Below are 18,123 nucleotides of genomic sequence, written 5' to 3'. Positions count from 1 at the left end.
ACAATTGACAATAAACTACTACCAAACACCAGATTATTCAAAGGTCTAACTCTCCAATCGCCCATCCCCAATAAGCAAATAAAAGAATGTGCCTTTGTGCCAATTCATGCCATTTGCGTAAAAAAAACAAAGGGATGCTGCACTAGATTCAAAATAACGGATTCCTTAATCCAAACTCCTGAACCTAAAACCCTTCACCCATTAACCATAAACGGTAAAACTGGCGACTTGTACGTCAACCCATACAGGACATCCGTCAATTCACTTCTACAAGTTCTAAAAGGTTTTTGCTACTTACCGTCTTGTAACCAAAAAAGTTAAGTTATGAAACAAAGAAAATTGCTGGCCTTGGCGCTTTTTGCCATGGCTTTTATGATTTCCTGTAGCAAGGACGATGGCCCATCAACGCCAGAGACAAAGGCACCAACAATAACAAGTTTGTCAAAATCCTCTGGACCCGTGGGCACAGTTTTCGAGATCAATGGTACGAATTTTAGCCCCACACTCTCCAAGAATACCGTAAAAATCGGAGCCGTCATCGCAACGGTATCCGCTGCCACGACCACCAAGATCACCACTAAGGTGCCCCAAGGTGCCATTACGGCCAAGGTAAGTGTTACCGTAGGGGGAAATACCGCCACTTCCACGGACAAATTTACCGTTACACAGCCACAGGCCACCAACAAGGCTCCTACCATTACAACAACGAGTCTTTCAGCTGCCGAAGACCTTCAAAGCGGTGCTGAAGTGGGCCAAGTGGACGCCACCGACGATGATGGGGATGCCCTAACCTTTTCCATGACCGATGAATCCGGAACTTTTGTGATGGATGCTACCACAGGGACAATAAGCCTAGACGAAGGCAAGACCTTGGACTTTGAAACCATTCCTGAGTATATGGTAACCTTAGGTGTTGCTGATGGAAAAGGCGGTACGGACAGCCAAGAGATCACAATCACCATAACCGATGTGGACGAAAGTTTGGCAGCAGACTCTACTTCTTTTGTCACCACTTGGCAGACAACTACAGACAATGAGAGCATAGAAATTGGGGTGCACAATGGCCTTACCTATAACTATATCATAGAATGGGGGGATGGTGTCACTGAAGATATTACCGAGACTGCCAACCCAAAACATGAGTATGTCACCGCAGGTACCTATACGGTTGCCATAAAGGGATTATTCCCTGCCATACGGATGAGTGAAATTACCGATGGCGCGTCCAATAATAAATTATTAAGCATTGAGCAATGGGGCACCAACCCTTGGGTAACGATGTTCAATGCTTTTAGTGATTGTAATAATGTGATACTAAATGCTACGGATGTCCCTGATCTCTCTCAGGTAACCTTTATGAGGAACATGTTCAAGAATTGTTTTGGATTAGGTGACCCAGACCTAAATGGGTGGGACACGACCACAGTTGAGGATATGGCCGGCATGTTCTCCAATACAGCTTTTAATGGAAATATTGAGCAATGGGATGTCAGTAATGTCCATGATATGTCAAATATGTTCTCTGGAGCTACTTTGTTTAATGGGGATATCAGTGGTTGGGAAACAATCAATGTTACCGATATGGCTTTTATGTTCTCCGGGGCCACTTCGTTTAATGCTGATATCGGTGGTTGGAAAACGGACAATGTTTTTGGTATGACTTCAATGTTCTCTGGAGCCTCATCTTTTAATCAAGATATCGGTGGTTGGAAGACGGGTAACGTTTTGGGTATGACTTCAATGTTCTCTGGAGCCACCTCCTTTAATCAAGATATTAGTGGTTGGGACACGGGCAATGTTTTCAATATAAGTGGAATGTTCTCTGGAGCCACTAGCTTTGATCAAAGTTTAGGTGCATGGAATATAGGTTTGCTTTCAAATATGCTAGATATGTTGGATAATTGCGGCATGTCCCCAGAAAACTATTCGGATACCTTGATCGGTTGGGCGGCAAACAATCCACCACAAGATGTGAATTTTGAAGCAGAGGGGCTTCAATACTTGTGCATAGCCAGCGATGCACGAGACGCATTGCTAAATTTAGGATGGGATATAAATGATGGTGGTTTGGCAGAACTTTGTCCTTAAATAAATAACATCAAAGTTTAAAATGCACCGCAGGGCTTTTTGTTCTGCGGTGTTTTTAACTCCCCTCTCGAGAGGGGATAGGGGTGTGTCATAACAATTTCCAATCAATAATGGACAAATTCCAATAGTTCAACATACAAAACATTTGCGCTAATTTGCGTAATTCATTCTAGTAGTAGGTAGCGAGTTAAACGAAATCAGCTTTATAGATAATCCACACAAAAATGCCGGACGAGCCGGCATTTCTATTCATTGTTGGATAGTGTTTGTTACTGCTTATAAATTTTCACTACTTCATTGGAGTTATCGTCATACGTTAACTGAAGGAAATACAATCCAGATTTACCCCTGAAGCTCGATAGATCCAAAAGGGCTTGTTTAGAACCGTCAATTTTCCCTTTGGGGACCTTATAAGTATATCCCGAAGTATCGGTAATTACAGCGCTTTTAATGGAGCGTCCTTCCAAGAGGGTTACATTCACACTATTTGTGAACGGATTTGGATAGAGAGCTACCACATTTTCGGCAGCGGCCAATGGATCATCACCGTCATCCGCACTATCATTTGGATTTTCTTGGATTTCACGATTAACCTTGCCATTCCAGCCCATATCATCAAAAATAGCAAGTACAATAGGGCCTGGGCTATCAAAAGCAACCCCAGTGGACAAAAATGGAACCATGAGTCCGTTGGTGCCACCAGCATAAGTGACATAATCCAAGTGGGAATAACTGGAGCCAGGTAACCAAATATCTGTTAGACCCGGAATTTCACCAAAAATATCAGAGTCCAAAATGGTAAATACTTGGGCTCCTTTTCCTTGGGTGGCACCTTGGGTATTAGGTCCCTTTGCGGTCAATGGTCCAGACAGTAGAACATCTCCCAATTCGGTGCTGAAATTGGCGTATTTGTTTTCTTTTAGGATGGACTTTCCATCCGCAGAATGGGCCAAACGATCGTAGATGGCAGGAAATACGGGGTTTGGAATTCCAAAACCGTAGTCTCCAACGCCTGCTTCGTTGTCCACAAACAAAGACCCAAAGAAGCCCAATCCGTGACCAAGCTCATGAAGCACTACGGACTTAAAGTCGTACATTCCTGTGGGTGTATTGCCATCCGTGCCATAGTACCAGTTTGGAAAAACAGTGCTAAAATTGGCCACAATGTCATAAGTGGTAGGACTCAGGTCTTCGCCTGTGAGTTTGTCCGCTAGGGCATCGCCAAACCACGTATTGCGTTCCAAGCCGGGGGCATTGGCAAAAATACTGGTGGGCCCGGCCGAACCCAAGACCCCTTCATCCAACGGTTGAAAAACAGCGGCCACATAAATAGGGACATCAGAGGACAACAAACTGGCCCAAGTATCCACTGCGGATTGAAAGGCCGTAGCGGCAATGATAAAATCTTCAGCAGGAAGATTGGGATCCAGATTGTAGTAATCCACAAAAATGGTAGCCCCTGAAGCGGTCTTTTTTGAATTGGAAGCCGATTTTTGGCTCCCATTTATTGTAAGTCCGCTTTTTGCTTTTCCCATACTGTGGTGCAAGGCCGAAGCCGCATCGTTCGCATGGATTTCACAATAGATATCACCATTGCTGTTTACCGTCAATTGACTGATTGGTGCAGGTAAGCCCTCACTGTTCTGCCCAAAACTGACAGAGGTAAAAAGAACAAAGCAAAAAGTAAGGAAAGTTGATAAGAGTGTGGGGTGTTGCGTAAAAATCTTTTCTTTCATATAGGTGGGGTTAAAAGTCTAGTATCTCATAAAAATGTTAAAAAAATAGCAATTACAAAAATATCAGTTAACATATTTTAACAAAAATCGATGAGCTGCACGGCGTTAAGCGCATGAACTTAGGACAAATGGAGTTCACCATCATCATCAATGGCGTACTCGTAATAGAACCATTTCTTTTTGTCTGACTGTTCTTCAAACTTAAAGGCCGTGATCAAGCGCTCCCCATCGGTTTTAAGATAGATGGCGCCATATACATCCACATTGGTTCGGCCAAGATGTGCAATTTTGTCTTTTATGGCATTGATCATTGCTTGTGATGGATTTTGGGTTGAAGCCAATTCGTCCACTTTTTTTTGTAGCTCTTCTACATGTTCCTTGTCTTCAAATTCTCTTGTGGACCGTTGCAGTTCGGTAGAGAGAATCACGGGCGATTTTCCTCGTCCAAACTTCCCCAGTCTTCCCAAAAGATCAGGTCTGGGGTGCACATGGCCCTCCTCATCCCCGGAAGAAATTACAAAGCAGGCGGGGTTTACCACCATCATAAACTCATCGGTGACTTTTTCCGAACCATGATGGCACACCTTCATGATCTCCGAATTGAACCAAAGTGAGGCCTCCTTCAACATTTTGGCATAGTTGGGATTGCCTTTTTTTGGAAAGGAGTCCAAATCCGCATAATGTTGAAGCAGATATTTTTCCGCAGGAACATTCAAATCACCACCAAAAAGCACCTTGTATTTGCCATAGTGCAACCGTAAAATTACCGAATGCCCATTCTTGGTCTTCCCATAGTTGCTGCTGATGCGCTTTAGCCTTGGTTTGTTGTTGGCATTGTATTCCACTACGGGTGCGAGCACCTCAATATGGTATTCGCGTTCAGCTACTGGCTCAAAATTGGGCATATAGGCCCTTCCATTATGGTGAATGCTGTGATTGGGATCAATGGAAAGCATTTTAAAATCCTTGACTTTTGGATTGTTGAGGGCATTGTGCATAATGGGTGGGAACTGCTTTCTACCAAAGATGGAAGCGTCACTGAAATGCTGCTCAATATCATTTTTGTCGATGGCCAGATTCTCCAGGTAATGGTCTCCGGTCTGAGGGTCTTGGGTGGTGCCGCCCAGCTTTTCAAAGGTGCCGTTTACAGGTCGCTCTACCAAGCCGCTGTGGTAAACCGTGTTGAAGCCAATATCATGGTCTGCAAAAATATCTTTAAAGCCCAAATAATGGTCCTTATCAGGATGCGTGATCACGGCCGCTTCAAAATCAAAACCGCGGTATGCTTTGAATCGTCCGTTGAGAAAAGCGGCCATGTTGCCACCTTCCCCAGCATCAATGACTATAATTTTTTCGTTTTCATCATCTTCCGGGGTGATGAGCACCGCACCATCTCCTTGGCCTACATCCAAAAAAATGATTTCCAAGGGTCTTGTATTGGTGGTAAACTCTGTTTTTATGTAATAAATGTCTCTCGTGGTGTTAGGCGCCCAGATGATGGCGGTCCATCCCGGGCCAACGTTGGAGTAATCGTGGTTGTCATCAACCCGGAGCCAATCGCCCCAAAGCACCTGTTTGGCTTTTTTAAGTTCTTGGTCGTTCGTGTCATAGGTATACAGGTAAACCAATTCTCCCTCAGGTCCCAGATCAACATATTTATGGCTCATGGCGATGGCTTTAAAGGTCTCTGAATTTTAATCAAAAGACGGTTATACAATACATATGTGCGTCGGGGGATTGACTTGGAGGGAACAAATCAAATATAAGTAATTTCTCACAGTTCATTTTTAAAGTAAGGTGAAATAAAGTTTATGTTAATGGGAAAGACAAAAGACAACAGAACAAAGAGAAATGACGCAAGAAGCTTCGTGTTCATTTGCGTGATTCGTGTCAGTTGACAGTCAGCAGTAGGCAGTGTTCAAGAATCAAGTTCAAGCTCCGGTTAGCTTCGTGGCATTCGTGCAATTTTTGTCAGTAGGCAGTAGGCAGTGTTCAAGAATCAAGTTCAAGTTCAAGTTCAAGTGTCAAGTTCAAGCTCCGGTTAGCTTCGTGGCATTCGTGCAATTTTTGTCAGTAGGCAGTGGGCAGTACCCAAGAATCAAGAGCAAGTTCAAGTTCAAGTGTCAAGTGGGATTCTTCACTCGCCCTTCGACTCCGCTCAGGGTAACAGTTCAGAATGACAATGAACAATGAATAAATCCCTAAATCAACAAACCTTTCACCCTTTACCCTTCACCCAATAACCGAACAACAGTAAGCAGTGGGCAGTAACCAAGAATCAAGTTCAATCTCAAGTATCAAGTTCAAGTAATCCACCACCCATCAACCATCAACCATCAACCATCAACAAATACCCCGATAACCCCCACCCATCAACCCAAAAACGGCATCCGTCAGATCATCTTCAAAAGTCCGAGCGGGTTTTGGGAAATTGTGGCTTTAACCTATAATCATTTCAAGATGAAACAAAAAAAATTGTTAGTTCTGGCCCTTTTTGCATTGGGCCTTGTAATTTCATGTAGTAAGGACGATGGTCCATCGACCCCTGTGGCAAAAGCACCCACCATAAGTGGTTTCACGCCCAAAACCGGGCCTGTGGGTACTCAAGTTGTGATCACCGGGACCAATTTTAGCACCACGGCCTCCAAGAACACCGTAAAGTTCGGTACCACCACCGCAACGGTATCCGCGGCCACGGCCACCAAGATCACCACTAAGGTGCCCCAGGGTGCCACTACGGCCAAAGTAACCGTTACCGTAGGAGGAAACATTGCCACTTCCACGGATAATTTCACCGTGACCCAGCCACAGGCGGGCAACAATCCTCCCAGCATTTCAACAACGAGCCTTTCGGCTGCTGAGGACCTACAGGGCGGTGCGGAAGTGGGCACAGTGGCTGCCTCCGATGCCGATGGCGATGCCCTTACCTTCTCCATGACCGATGAAGCCGGTATTTTTGACTTTGACACAGCCACAGGGAAGATAAGCCTGGCCGAGGGCAAGACCTTGGACTTTGAGACTGATCCCGAGTATACCGTGACCGTTGGTGTTTCCGATGGCAATGGCGGTACGGACAGCAAGGCCATTACCATTAACGTGACCGATGTGGACGAAGCACCCATAATGGGCGACCAAGGCTTTGATGCCGCAGAGGACATTACCGATGCGGACGAGATCGGTACCGTTGTGGCCACAGACCCTGAAGGTGCCACCTTGGCGTATAGCATAAAGACGGACGACAGCGGCCTGTTTGAGATTGACGAAAACGGTGTGTTGAGCCTGTTGGCCGGCAAGACGCTGGACTTTGAGACCCTCACCGAACATACCCTTACCGTGGAGGTGACCGATGGCACCACCGACCCCGTTACCGCAGAGATTACCATTACCGTGATCAACGTTTTGGAGTCCCTGGCCGAAGACCCTGAGTCTTTTGTGACCACATGGACCACCGGGGCCGATATGGAGGATGTTGCCTTTGGTCTTGATCCATTTGCCGGCAGCTATGATTTCCAGATTGATTGGGGAGACGGAGCCATTGAAAATTGGAGCAATGCCAACTTGCAAAGCTCGGTACTCACGCATACCTATGACACCGCGGACACCTATACCGTTGCTATAAAAGGAGCATTTCCCGCCATAAATATGTCCGTAATGGGAAGTACGCCCGATAAACTGGCAACTATTGAGCAGTGGGGCACCTACCAATGGGCCACCATGGAGGATGCCTTTAGAGGATGTAGCAATGTGGTGTACAATGCCACGGACATACCCGATTTATCCAGTGTGACCAATCTTTCGGGTATGTTTGCAGAAACTGATGCCTTCAATGGTGATCTTAGCGGTTGGGATGTAAGCACCGTGACAGATATGTCAAGGATGTTTTATATCGCTACTGCTTTCAACGGGGACATAAGCAATTGGGATGTGAGCACTGTGGCAGATATGTCATATATGTTCAGGGCAGCTGTAGTCTTCAATGGGGACCTTAGTGGCTGGGATGTGAGCAATGTCACCGATATGGGGGACATGTTCAAATTTGCTGACTCTTTTGAAGGTACGGGCCTTAGCAGCTGGAACACGGGAAGTGTCACTAGGATGAGCGGTATGTTTTATTCTGCCACTAACTTCTATGGGGACATTAGTGGTTGGGATGTAAGCAATGTCACCTCTATGTCAGGCATGTTGACTTCTGCAGTTTCATTTAACGCTCCCATAGGGGATTGGGATGTAAGCAATGTTACAGACATGCAAGAGATGTTCTTCGACGCTTCTAACTTTAATAGAGACCTTGGCGGGTGGAACATTAGTAGTGTTACCAATATGGCAACTATGCTCACCGGTTCAGGGCTTTCCAGTCAGAACTATAGCAACACCTTGATCGGTTGGGCCAACCCCAGTGCCCCACAAGGTATCTCTTTAGACGCTCTTGGGGTTCAATATTGTGATAATATATCCACAGGTTTGGCACTTACCTTTTTGACCAATGATAGAGGTTGGAACATATCTGATGGCGGTATTGATGTCAATTGCAATTGATTAGGGTTTTGGCTATATTGTTATATATATTTAAGCTATACCTACACCCATGTACTGCACCGGGAGGCGTCTTTTTGGCCCTCTCGGTGTTTTTTTGTTTAGATGTGAGATGAGAGACTAGAGACTAGAGACAGGAGCAAGTTCAAGAATCAAGAGCAAAGAAAAAAGAGCAAAGAAAAAAGACTCAAGAAGCTTCGTGTTTATTTGTGTGATTCGTGTCAGTGGGCAGTGTTCAAGGATCAAGAGCAAGCTCAAGAATCAAGTTCAAGTGAGATTCTTCACTCGCCCTTCGACTCCGCTCAGGGTAACAGCTCAGAATGACAAGAACCAAGAGCAAGTTCAAGTATCAAGTTCAAGTAATCCAACAACCATCAACCATCAACCATCAACCAAACAGCTCAATAACCCCCACCCATCAACCCAAAAACAGCATCCGTCAGATCATCTTCAAAAGTCCGGACGGGTTTTGGGAAATTGTGGATTTAACCTATAATTCATATAAAGATGAAACAAAAAAAATTGTTAGTTCTGGCCCTTTTAGCTTTGGGCCTTGTAATTTCATGTAGCAAGGGCGATGATTCGACCCCTGTGACACCGGCACCCACCATTAGTGGTTTTTCGCCCAATTATGGGCCTGTGGGGCAAGTTTTTGTGATCACCGGGACCAATTTTAGCACCACAGCCTCCAAGAACACCGTAAAGATCGGTACCGTCACCGCTACTGTATCCGCAGCTACGGCCACCAAGATCACCACTTCAGTGCCCCAAGGCGCCACTACGGGCAAGGTAAGCGTTACCGTAGGGGGAAAAATGGTTTCTTCCACGGATAATTTCACCGTGACCCAGCCACAGGCGGGCAACAATGCCCCTACCATTTCAACAACAAGCCTTTCGACTGCTGAGGACCTGCAAGGCGGTGCGGAAGTGGGCACAGTGGCTGCCACCGATATCGATCAGGATCCCCTTACCTTTTCCATGACCGATGCATCCGGTATTTTTGACTTTGACACCGCCACTGGGAAGATAAGCCTGGCCGAGGGCAAGACCTTGGACTTTGAGACTGATCCCGAGTATACCGTGACCATTGGTGTTTCCGATGGCAACGGCGGTACGGACAGCAAGGACATCACCATAAGCGTGACCGATGTGGACGAAGCACCCATAATGGGCGACCAAGGCTTTGATGCCGCAGAGGATATTACCGATGCGGACGAGATCGGTACCGTAGTGGCCACAGACCCTGAAGGTGCTACACTGAAATTTGACATTATAGTAGATGACAGTGGCCTGTTTGAAATTGACGAAAACGGTGTGTTGAGCCTGTTGGCCGGTAAGACGCTGGACTTTGAGACCCTCACCGAACATACCATTACCGTGGAGGTGACCGACGGCACCACCGAACCCGTTACCGCAGAGATCACCATTACCGTGACGGATGTAATAGAGACCCTGGCCGAAGACCCTGAATCTTTTGTGACCACATGGACCACCGGGGCCGATATGGAAGATGTCGCCTTTGGTCTTGATCCATTTGCGGGCAGCTATGATTTCCAGATTGACTGGGGCGACGGAACCATTGAAAATTGGAGCGATGCCAATCTGCAAAGCTTCCTATTATCGAATACCTATGAAACTGCGGGTACCTATACCGTGGCTATAAAAGGCGTGTTTCCTACCATTAATATGTCTGTAATGGGCAGTACGCCCGATAAACTGGCAACTATTGACCAATGGGGAGCCACTGTATGGAAAAGTATGAACCATGCTTTTTATGGCTGTGATAATATGGTGTACAATGCCACGGACATACCCGATCTTTCCCAAGTGACCAATATGTCATATATGTTTTATAGTGCTAACACATTCAATGGTGACCTTACGGGTTGGGATGTAAGTACAGTGACCAATATGTCAAATATGTTCTTTAATGCTGACCTTTTTGAAGGTACGGGCCTAAGTGGCTGGAATACGAGCAGTGCGACAGATATGTCATATATGTTCGCCGCTTGCCCAAGCTTTAATGCAGATTTAAGTACATGGGGTGAAAATCTAAGCAATGTCACCAATATGGAAGGGATGTTTTATTTCACAGAATCATTTAACGCTCCCATAGGGAATTGGGATGTAAGCAATGTCGAAAACATGATTAGTATGTTTCAAGAGTCCAATTTTAACAGGGCTCTTGGCACATGGGATATCAGTAGTGTTACAAACACAAACTTAGATGGTATGTTCTTTGAATCAGGTCTTTCCCCTGCCAATTATGATGCCACTTTGATCGGCTGGAGCAATAACCCCAATACGCCTGATAATATTCTTTTGGGCGCATCAGGAGTTAACTATTGCTCCAACCAGGCAGCGGCCGCTAAAAATAACTTAGAATTTAATAAAGGATGGACCATTAATGATGATGGCCAAAATTGTAACCCGTAAGGGTCGTTTAAAATATTAAACTTAAACACAGACCCATGTCATGCACCGGGAGGCGTCTTTTTGGCCCTCTCGGTGTTTTTTTTGTTTAAAGAGACAGGAGCAAGTTCAAGAATCAAGACAAAAGACGCAAAAAGCTTCGTGTTTATTCGTGTGATTCGTGTCAGTGAGCAGTCAGCAGTAGGCAGTGTTCAAGTATCAAGTGCAAGCTCAAGAATCAAGTAACTCAGTAACGAATAACGAATAACCCAATAACCGAACAACAGTAAGCAGTCAGCAGTGGGCAGTGTTCAAGGATCAAGAGCAATTTCAAGAGCCAAGAGCAAACCCTTCACCCTTTACCCTTAACCCAATACAAATAACCAAAAACCAAGACTCAAGAAAAAAGAGCAAAGAGAAAAGACGCAAGGAGCTTCGTGTTCATTCGTGTGATTCGTGTCAGTGAGCAATAAGCAGTTGGCAGTGTTCAAGGATCAAGTGCAAGTTCAAGTGTCAAGTTCAAGAGCAAACCCTTCACCCTTTACCCTTCTCCCTTCTCCCAATAACCAAGGATCAAGAGCAAGTTCAATAAGTCAATAACAATTTTGAGCTTGTTTCTTGAATTTGATTTTTGAACTTTCCGCAGGAATTAAACCGAAATACTCACCCCATTGGCCGATGCGTTCTTGTCAGCATCAAAATAAAAGTCGATTCGACCTAAATTAAGGCCGTAGCAGCCCACTTGGTTCACCAAAACGGAGTCCCCATTTTTGTTGATGCGCACATCCGGTTTTTCCAAAAACGTATGGGTATGTCCTCCAATGATCAAGTTGGTATGGTAGGTGAGTTGCGCCAATTGCGTATCGGATGGCCGTTGCGGATTTTCATAATCGTACCCCAAATGCGAAAGACAGACAATAAGGTCGCACTGTTCCTCTTCCTTCAATTGGCGTTCCATATCCAAAGCAATCTCAAAAGGGTCTAAATATTGGGTTTCCTTGTACAGTCGTTTAGTCACGAGACCATCCAGGGCAATTCCAAGGCCATAGACGCCAATTTTAATACCATCCACCAGATAAGTTTTAAACGGTTTCACATAGCCATCCATTACGGTGTTGGAAAAATCGTAGTTGGCGGAAATCATTTCAAAGGTGGCATGGGGCATTTGCGCCAATAGACCATCAATGCCATTATCAAAATCGTGGTTACCAATGGTGCTGGCATCATAATTGAGTTTACTCATCAGCTTAAACTCCAGTTCCCCGCCATAAAAATTGAAGTAGGGCGTACCCTGAAAGATATCCCCAGCATCAAAAAGCAAGGTGTTAGGGTTCTCATTTCGGATTTGTTCCACCAAGGAAGCTCTTCGGGCAATCCCACCCAAATTAGGGTATTGGGAGTGTGAGGCTGGAAACGGGTCTATATGGCTGTGCACATCGTTGGTGTGCAAGATGGTCAACTTTTTGGTCCCCAAACCCGAGCAGGAGGTGAGGCTGAGTCCGCCCAAGCCGACCAAGGTTGAGGCTGCTGCCGTATTCGTTATAAAATCCCTTCTTTTCATCTGTTTGAAATTTTTTGATTCTGAATCTTCAAAAAATTTGAATACATTCAGTAACTCACATAAATTTTAATCGTTCTATTTTTTGAATTTGGAATGATGAAAATATATGTTCGTTTCATCTAATTCAATTGAATAAAGCGGTCGTCAACCGCAGCTTTAAGCGTATCCACCTTTTTAAAATAATCGATAATGGCGTTCCGCAATAGATAATCAATATGTGTTGTGGAAATCGTGTCCTTAAAAAAACCAATGCTAGGGCCGCCCTGCACCAGATAATCCGAAGTACCCACAAAATAGGTGCGGTTCTCATCAAACGGCTCCCCTTGGATGTCAACAGATTCCAGGGAACCATTCTTGTCCAACACAATTTGCATTCCGGCTATGGGGTGTACCCTTCGGGCCGAAATTAAAAAAGCGATGAGCTCCCGAACGGCGGACCCGCTCATTTCAACAATGGAGATGTAATTTTCAAATGGCATCACCTCATAAGCGTTTCGAGCGGTGACATTTCCTGCGGAAATAATGGAGCGCACCCCTCCATAATTCAGTACCACAAAGTCCAAATCGTTCCCGGTACGGGATTTAAAGATGGGAGCCGCTTCGCTCAATACCATATCGGCCATAAGGTTCCCCATAGAAGTATTGCGGGCACCATCATCCAACAAAAACGGTTTTGGCGCATAGGCCAAAGTGCTGTCCAACACCTCATTTATCCGATTACGGTACGGTTCCACAAAGCTGGAAATGGAATCCACTTCTTCCAAAGAGGCGTCTATGGAGATTTGCACACCATCAATTTTAGAGAGTGTTCCGGTTTCCTGTTTGCAGGAAAATAAAAAACAAAGCGTTGTAAATACAACAAATTGTTTGAATTTTAAACCAATCACGTGCGTATCTTTGTTAAGTATCTTGGTAGAATATTTACCTTTGTAAAAATGCATAAAAATATGTTTATAAAGGGGCTCCAAGATAAATTTAAGGTTAAATCAGGGCTTAAATATTTAAAGGGGGAAATGGAAAAACCTTCTTTGCCCATAGCCCGGGAAAAGGGAATTACCAGTGTTGGCTGTATTGTTGATGTGGATAATTTTCAGAATGCGGAGGCCTTTTATGAATTGATTGACGAGTTTTCCCTGAGGCCCAATGCCATAAAAATTATTGGGTACAAGAGGGAATATGACAAAAACTCGCCCTATGCCATCCAGATTTTTTCGGATAAGGATTTGGGGTGGAAGGGACAGATTGAGAACGGTTATGTGCTCGAGTTTTTGGGAAGGGAATACGATATGTTGATCAATTATTATGAGGAGGACAATTTGATGATGAAGTTGTTGTCCGTAAAGACCCCAGCCCGATTAAAAGTCGGTTTGGGTTCGCAGGACCCCAAGGTGAACGATTTGATCTTAAATACCAATATGAAGGATTTCACACTCTTTAAGAGTGAGTTGAAAAAGTATTTAAAGGTTTTAAACGAATTGTGATGGAGAAATTGGTAGGCACAGGGGTTGCATTGATTACCCCTTTCAAAGCAGATTTTTCTGTGGATGTAGATGCGCTGGTGCAGATTGTGGAACACAACATACAAGGTGGTGTGGATTATTTGGTGGTATTGGGTACCACGGCAGAATCGGCCACCCTCAACAAGGCGGAAAAGCAATTGGTGATGGATACGGTGATCCAAACCAATGCCGGACGATTGCCCTTGGTCTTGGGTGTGGGCGGCAATAGTACCATGGCAGTTATAGAGGAGCTGCAAACCTTGGATTTATCAGAATTTGATGCCGTTTTGTCCGTTTCTCCCTATTACAATAAACCGACCCAAGAGGGCATTTATCAGCATTTTAAGGCTATCGCCAAAGCTTCACCCAAGCCCATTATTTTGTACAATGTGCCTTCTAGGACTGGCAGCAACATGCTGGCCGAAACTACACTTCGGTTAGCACACGAAGTCCCTAATATCTTGGCCATTAAGGAAGCTTGCGGGGACATGGTGCAGATTGACAAGATCATCAAAGAAAAGCCAGAACATTTTATGGTAATTTCTGGGGATGACCTTACCGCACTGCCCACAGTATTGGCCGGTGGGGCAGGTGTGATCTCCGTTTTGGGACAGGGTTTGCCCTCCCAATTTTCAAAAATGATGACTCTGGGACTTCAGGAAAGTGCGGACGAAGCATATAAAATTCATCATAAGCTGTTGCCCTTGATGCAATTGATTTTTGAGGAAGGAAATCCGGCAGGAATCAAAAGTGTTTTTGAAAGCTTGGGACTTTCCAAGGCAGTGGTTCGCTTGCCCTTGGTTGAAGCGACTCCTTCGCTGAAAAACAGAATTACCGGTTTTTTGAGGACGCTGAACACTGCGCACGCCTAGATTTCGTTAAAACTTGCCCAAAACCTTGGGCGGTTGGTTTTGCACCCGTTATTTTTGAATGGTAAAATGTTTTTTTAAATCCGTTCATTATCACTAATTTTGCAAAATGTTTTTGAAAATGAGGTCAATACTCCCTTTAATTGCTGTGTTTGTATTACTTGTGTCCTGCAGTGAGTACCAAAAAGTACTCAAGAACGAGGACATTAAGCCTAAATATGACATGGCCGAGAAATTCTATGATGAAGGCGACTACAAAAGGGCAAAGCGATTGTATGAGCAAATTGCTCCCAAATATGTAGGAAAACCTCAAGGAGAACGGGTCATGTTCTTTTTTGCCGATTGTTATTTTAAAACAGGCGATTATTATTTGGCCGGATATCAATTTGAACGGTTCATCAAATCCTACCCAAGGAGCGATAAGATTCAGGAAGCCAGTTTTTTTGGGGCAAAGAGTTATTACCAGCTTTCGCCGCGCTATTCGTTGGATCAAACGGATACGGACAAAGCATTGGCCAAACTGCAGACATTCATCAATACCTATCCAGAATCGGAATATTTTGAGGAGGCGAATACCATGGCCAAGGAATTGACCACCAAAAAAGAAAAGAAGCAATTGGAAATTGCCAAACAGTTCAATAAGTTGGGAAAATTCAATTACCCTATCTTAATTTCTGCAATTACCGCTTTGGATAATTTTATATCAGACAACCCAGGCTCCGTTTACAGGGAGGAAGCTTTGTATTATCGCATTGAAGCCACCACCAATTTGGCCTTGAACAGTACAGAGAACAGAAAGCAGGAACGTCTACAAGAAGCTCTTGATTCGTATAACACCTTAGTGCGTTACTTTCCAGAGTCACAGTTTAAAAAAGATGCGGATGATTTATCCGATAAAATCCAAAAGGAATTGAGTGCATACACCGTTTCAGATACCAGTACTACTAAATAAAAGTTTTTTAAAACAACTGCACATGCAAGATTTGAAAAATACCAAGGCCCCGGTTTCCACAACTACCTTTAATCGAAACGAGTTCGATGAAAAAACCGGAAACATCTACGAAGCCATTTCCATAGTGGCCAAGCGTGGTATCCAAATCAATTCTGAGATTAAAAAGGAATTGTTGGAAAAGTTGGAAGAATTTGCCACCTACAGCGACAGCTTGGAGGAGGTCTTTGAAAACAAAGAGCAGATTGAGGTTTCCAAATTTTATGAAAAATTGCCAAAACCACATGCTTTGGCGGTTCAGGAATGGTTGGAAGATAAAATCTACTACAGGAACACAGAGAAAGACGCCTAAGAAATGCTTGGCGGTAAAAATATTCTTTTGGGAATTTCCGGGGGAATCGCCGCCTACAAAACCACATTTCTGGTTAGGCTATTGATAAAAGCTGGTGCCCAGGTCAAAATTGTAATGACCCAGAGTGCCGGCTCTTTTGTTTCCCCACTCACTTTGTCCACCCTGTCCAAAAATCCGGTATTGCTGGATTTTGTTAACGAAGAGGACGGAAGTGTCTCATGGAACAACCATGTAGAACTGGGACTGTGGGCCGATTTGATGATTATTGCCCCAGCAACGGCCAATACCCTTTCCAAAATGACCAATGGAGTATGCGATAACCTACTGCTGGCAACGTACCTATCCGCAAAATGCCCGGTTTATTTTGCCCCGGCCATGGATTTGGATATGTACAAACATCCATCCACCAAAGCTTCTATTGAAAAATTAAAATCTTTCGGAAATAAAATGATTCCTGCTGAATCTGGTGAACTTGCCAGTGGATTGCATGGTGAGGGACGCATGGCAGAACCTGAGAATATCGTGCAGTTCATTCAGGAGGATTTGGCCAAAAAACTTCCTCTCACAGATAAAAAAGTGCTTATAACGGCAGGTCCCACCCATGAGGCTATTGACCCTGTTCGTTTTTTAGGGAATCGTTCTTCGGGCACTATGGGTTTTGAACTGGCCAAAAAAGCAGCAAGTCTTGGTGCAAAGGTCGTTTTGGTCTCCGGCCCAACAAATTTGGATGTCAATCATAGTTCCATTGAGTTGATTCGGGTGACTTCAGCCCAAGAGATGTTTGAGGCATGCCATAAGCACTACGCCGATACCGATGTTGCCATATGCGCAGCGGCGGTGGCTGATTATCGCCCCAAACATGTGGCCAAAGAAAAGCTTAAAAAGAAAGACGGTGACCTGAATATTGAATTGGAGCGGAATCCTGATATTCTGCTTTCTTTGGGTGAAAAGAAGACCCATCAGTTTTTGGTAGGATTCGCTTTGGAGACCGAAAACGAATTGGAAAATGCCAAAGGCAAGCTGCAGCGTAAAAATCTGGATGGGATTGTTTTGAATTCCTTGAAGGATGATGGCGCTGGATTTGGCGGAAGTACCAACAAAATCACCTTCATTGATAAGAATTTGGAGATTAAAACGTTTGGATTGAAGACGAAGCCCGAAGTGGCTTCCGATATTTGGGAAGAAATCATCTCCAGAATCCATGCGTAACACTCTATTGCTCACTTTTTTATTTGCATGTATCCTAACGGTCTCCGCTCAGGAACTTAACTGTGTGGTTACGGTAAATTCCGATCAGGTAGGACAGACCAATCAACAGATTTTTAGGACATTGGAGCGTTCTTTGAACGATTTTGTGAACAACAGCAAATGGACCAATCGCGTGTATCGGGAGAATGAAAAGGTCAATGCACGGATGTTCATAACCGTTACCCAATATGAATCGGACAGGTTTGAGGCCAACATTCAGATACAATCCTCACGCCCCGTTTTTAATACTTCGTATGAAAGCCCAGTGTTCAACTACAAGGATGATGCTTTCAATTTTCAGTATCAAGAGTTTCAGCCTCTAGTGTACAACCCCAATTCTTTCGATTCCAATTTGGTAGGGGTTATTTCCTATTATGTGTATGTAATTTTGGGCTTGGATGCGGATACGTTTTCGTTGGAAGGTGGCGATGATTATTACCGAAGGGCGCAGAACATTGTTACCCAGGCACAAGGTTCCAACTTTAGTGGATGGAGCCAAGAAACAGGCGAACGTACCCGTTTTGAGTTGGTGGACAACCTGTTGAGCAATTCTTTCCGTGAATATCGCATTGCCATGTACAACTACCACCGAAAAGGCTTGGATGTTTTGGCGGATAACAACAGTACTGGAAAGCAGATTATTGCGGGAAGCCTTCGGTTGTTTGAGACTTTGATCAGTAGAAGACCCAATGCATTTTTGATTCAAACCTTCTTTGATGCAAAATCAGAGGAAATCCAAAATATCTTCTCCGATGGCCCAAAAGTGGACATCGTAAAACTCAAGGAGACCCTAAACAAGGTGGCACCATTTTATTCCAGTACTTGGAATGAGATAAATTACTAGTGCAGTTCTCTAAAGAGATTTATCTTTACGGA

At 44.4% G+C, this 18,123-nt stretch carries 13 protein-coding genes; 9 read left to right on the top strand and 4 right to left on the bottom strand.

What is annotated here, in order from left to right; all coding sequences use genetic code 11:
• Positions 1–324 precede the first annotated feature (324 nt).
• On the top strand, positions 325–2,088 hold the full coding sequence (locus FG28_RS18340) for a BspA family leucine-rich repeat surface protein (RefSeq protein ID WP_051947480.1): 1,764 nt from the start codon (positions 325–327) through the stop codon (positions 2,086–2,088).
• A 269-nt stretch (positions 2,089–2,357) separates the two neighbouring features.
• Here the strand turns inward: FG28_RS18340 and FG28_RS18335 are convergent, their stop codons facing one another.
• Together FG28_RS18335 and FG28_RS18330 are read right to left on the bottom strand one after the other, a co-directional pair.
• Complete coding sequence (locus tag FG28_RS18335) at positions 2,358–3,824, bottom strand: T9SS type A sorting domain-containing protein (protein ID WP_036385433.1); 1,467 nt, start codon at positions 3,822–3,824, stop codon at positions 2,358–2,360.
• A 119-nt stretch (positions 3,825–3,943) separates the two neighbouring features.
• Positions 3,944–5,491: a ComEC/Rec2 family competence protein gene (locus tag FG28_RS18330; RefSeq protein ID WP_036385431.1), complete on the bottom strand. Its 1,548-nt coding sequence runs from the start codon at positions 5,489–5,491 to the stop codon at positions 3,944–3,946.
• A gap of 793 nt (positions 5,492–6,284) precedes the next feature.
• On the opposite strand from FG28_RS18330, the gene FG28_RS20320 reads away from it, so the two are divergent.
• Entirely contained in the window at positions 6,285–8,360 is a 2,076-nt protein-coding gene (locus tag FG28_RS20320; RefSeq protein WP_051947478.1) for a BspA family leucine-rich repeat surface protein, read from the top strand.
• Between the two features lie 504 nt (positions 8,361–8,864).
• Positions 8,865–10,793, top strand: coding sequence for a BspA family leucine-rich repeat surface protein (locus FG28_RS20315; protein ID WP_051947476.1), 1,929 nt, complete (start codon positions 8,865–8,867; stop codon positions 10,791–10,793).
• Positions 10,794–11,418: 625 nt separating this feature from the next.
• Here the strand turns inward: FG28_RS20315 and FG28_RS18315 are convergent.
• Both FG28_RS18315 and FG28_RS18310 read right to left on the bottom strand, forming a co-directional pair.
• Positions 11,419–12,330, bottom strand: coding sequence for a metallophosphatase (locus FG28_RS18315; protein WP_036385428.1), 912 nt, complete (start codon positions 12,328–12,330; stop codon positions 11,419–11,421).
• Between the two features lie 119 nt (positions 12,331–12,449).
• Positions 12,450–13,271, bottom strand: coding sequence for a 5'-nucleotidase C-terminal domain-containing protein (locus FG28_RS18310; protein ID WP_231562654.1), 822 nt, complete (start codon positions 13,269–13,271; stop codon positions 12,450–12,452).
• On the opposite strand from FG28_RS18310, the gene FG28_RS18305 reads away from it, so the two are divergent.
• The 6 genes from FG28_RS18305 to FG28_RS18280 all read left to right on the top strand — a co-directional run bounded on the left by FG28_RS18305 (position 13,266) and on the right by FG28_RS18280 (position 18,091).
• The gene (locus FG28_RS18305; protein WP_394297385.1) at positions 13,266–13,811 is read left to right on the top strand and encodes a DUF6913 domain-containing protein; all 546 of its coding nucleotides are present in this window, start codon (positions 13,266–13,268) and stop codon (positions 13,809–13,811) included. The genes FG28_RS18310 and FG28_RS18305 overlap by 6 nt on opposite strands.
• Entirely contained in the window at positions 13,811–14,701 is an 891-nt protein-coding gene (gene dapA, locus FG28_RS18300) for a 4-hydroxy-tetrahydrodipicolinate synthase (protein ID WP_036385426.1), read from the top strand. Before FG28_RS18305 ends, dapA begins: the two co-directional genes overlap by 1 nt.
• Positions 14,702–14,807: 106 nt before the next feature.
• Positions 14,808–15,650: an outer membrane protein assembly factor BamD gene (locus FG28_RS18295; protein WP_036385424.1), complete on the top strand. Its 843-nt coding sequence runs from the start codon at positions 14,808–14,810 to the stop codon at positions 15,648–15,650.
• A 22-nt stretch (positions 15,651–15,672) separates the two neighbouring features.
• Positions 15,673–15,999 (top strand): DNA-directed RNA polymerase subunit omega, encoded by a 327-nt coding sequence (locus tag FG28_RS18290; RefSeq protein WP_036385422.1) that lies wholly within the window; start codon positions 15,673–15,675, stop codon positions 15,997–15,999.
• A 3-nt stretch (positions 16,000–16,002) separates the two neighbouring features.
• A complete protein-coding gene (gene coaBC / locus FG28_RS18285) occupies positions 16,003–17,208 on the top strand; it encodes a bifunctional phosphopantothenoylcysteine decarboxylase/phosphopantothenate--cysteine ligase CoaBC (RefSeq protein WP_036385420.1) in 1,206 nt (401 codons plus the stop codon).
• The gene (locus FG28_RS18280) at positions 17,201–18,091 is read left to right on the top strand and encodes a DUF4835 family protein (protein ID WP_036385418.1); all 891 of its coding nucleotides are present in this window, start codon (positions 17,201–17,203) and stop codon (positions 18,089–18,091) included. The genes coaBC and FG28_RS18280 overlap by 8 nt, the downstream gene beginning before the upstream one ends.
• Positions 18,092–18,123: the final 32 nt, after the last annotated feature.

Source organism: Muricauda sp. MAR_2010_75 (assembly GCF_000745185.1).
Taxonomy (GTDB): Bacteria; Bacteroidota; Bacteroidia; order Flavobacteriales; family Flavobacteriaceae; genus Flagellimonas.
This window is presented reverse-complemented; position numbering and strand designations above follow the sequence as displayed.

What these genes read in the sequence shown, in the direction of transcription:
- FG28_RS18340 (WP_051947480.1), top strand. Translation starts at nt 325, where the DNA reads ATGAAACAAAGAAAATTGCTGGCCTTGGCGCTTTTTGCCATGGCTTTT.
- FG28_RS18335 (WP_036385433.1), bottom strand. Translation starts at nt 3,824, where the DNA reads ATGAAAGAAAAGATTTTTACGCAACACCCCACACTCTTATCAACTTTC.
- FG28_RS18330 (WP_036385431.1), bottom strand. Translation starts at nt 5,491, where the DNA reads ATGAGCCATAAATATGTTGATCTGGGACCTGAGGGAGAATTGGTTTAC.
- FG28_RS20320 (WP_051947478.1), top strand. Translation starts at nt 6,285, where the DNA reads ATGAAACAAAAAAAATTGTTAGTTCTGGCCCTTTTTGCATTGGGCCTT.
- FG28_RS20315 (WP_051947476.1), top strand. Translation starts at nt 8,865, where the DNA reads ATGAAACAAAAAAAATTGTTAGTTCTGGCCCTTTTAGCTTTGGGCCTT.
- FG28_RS18315 (WP_036385428.1), bottom strand. Translation starts at nt 12,330, where the DNA reads ATGAAAAGAAGGGATTTTATAACGAATACGGCAGCAGCCTCAACCTTG.
- FG28_RS18305 (WP_394297385.1), top strand. Translation starts at nt 13,266, where the DNA reads ATGCATAAAAATATGTTTATAAAGGGGCTCCAAGATAAATTTAAGGTT.
- FG28_RS18310 (WP_231562654.1), bottom strand. Translation starts at nt 13,271, where the DNA reads ATGCATTTTTACAAAGGTAAATATTCTACCAAGATACTTAACAAAGAT.
- dapA (WP_036385426.1), top strand. Translation starts at nt 13,811, where the DNA reads ATGGAGAAATTGGTAGGCACAGGGGTTGCATTGATTACCCCTTTCAAA.
- FG28_RS18295 (WP_036385424.1), top strand. Translation starts at nt 14,808, where the DNA reads ATGTTTTTGAAAATGAGGTCAATACTCCCTTTAATTGCTGTGTTTGTA.
- FG28_RS18290 (WP_036385422.1), top strand. Translation starts at nt 15,673, where the DNA reads ATGCAAGATTTGAAAAATACCAAGGCCCCGGTTTCCACAACTACCTTT.
- coaBC (WP_036385420.1), top strand. Translation starts at nt 16,003, where the DNA reads ATGCTTGGCGGTAAAAATATTCTTTTGGGAATTTCCGGGGGAATCGCC.
- FG28_RS18280 (WP_036385418.1), top strand. Translation starts at nt 17,201, where the DNA reads ATGCGTAACACTCTATTGCTCACTTTTTTATTTGCATGTATCCTAACG.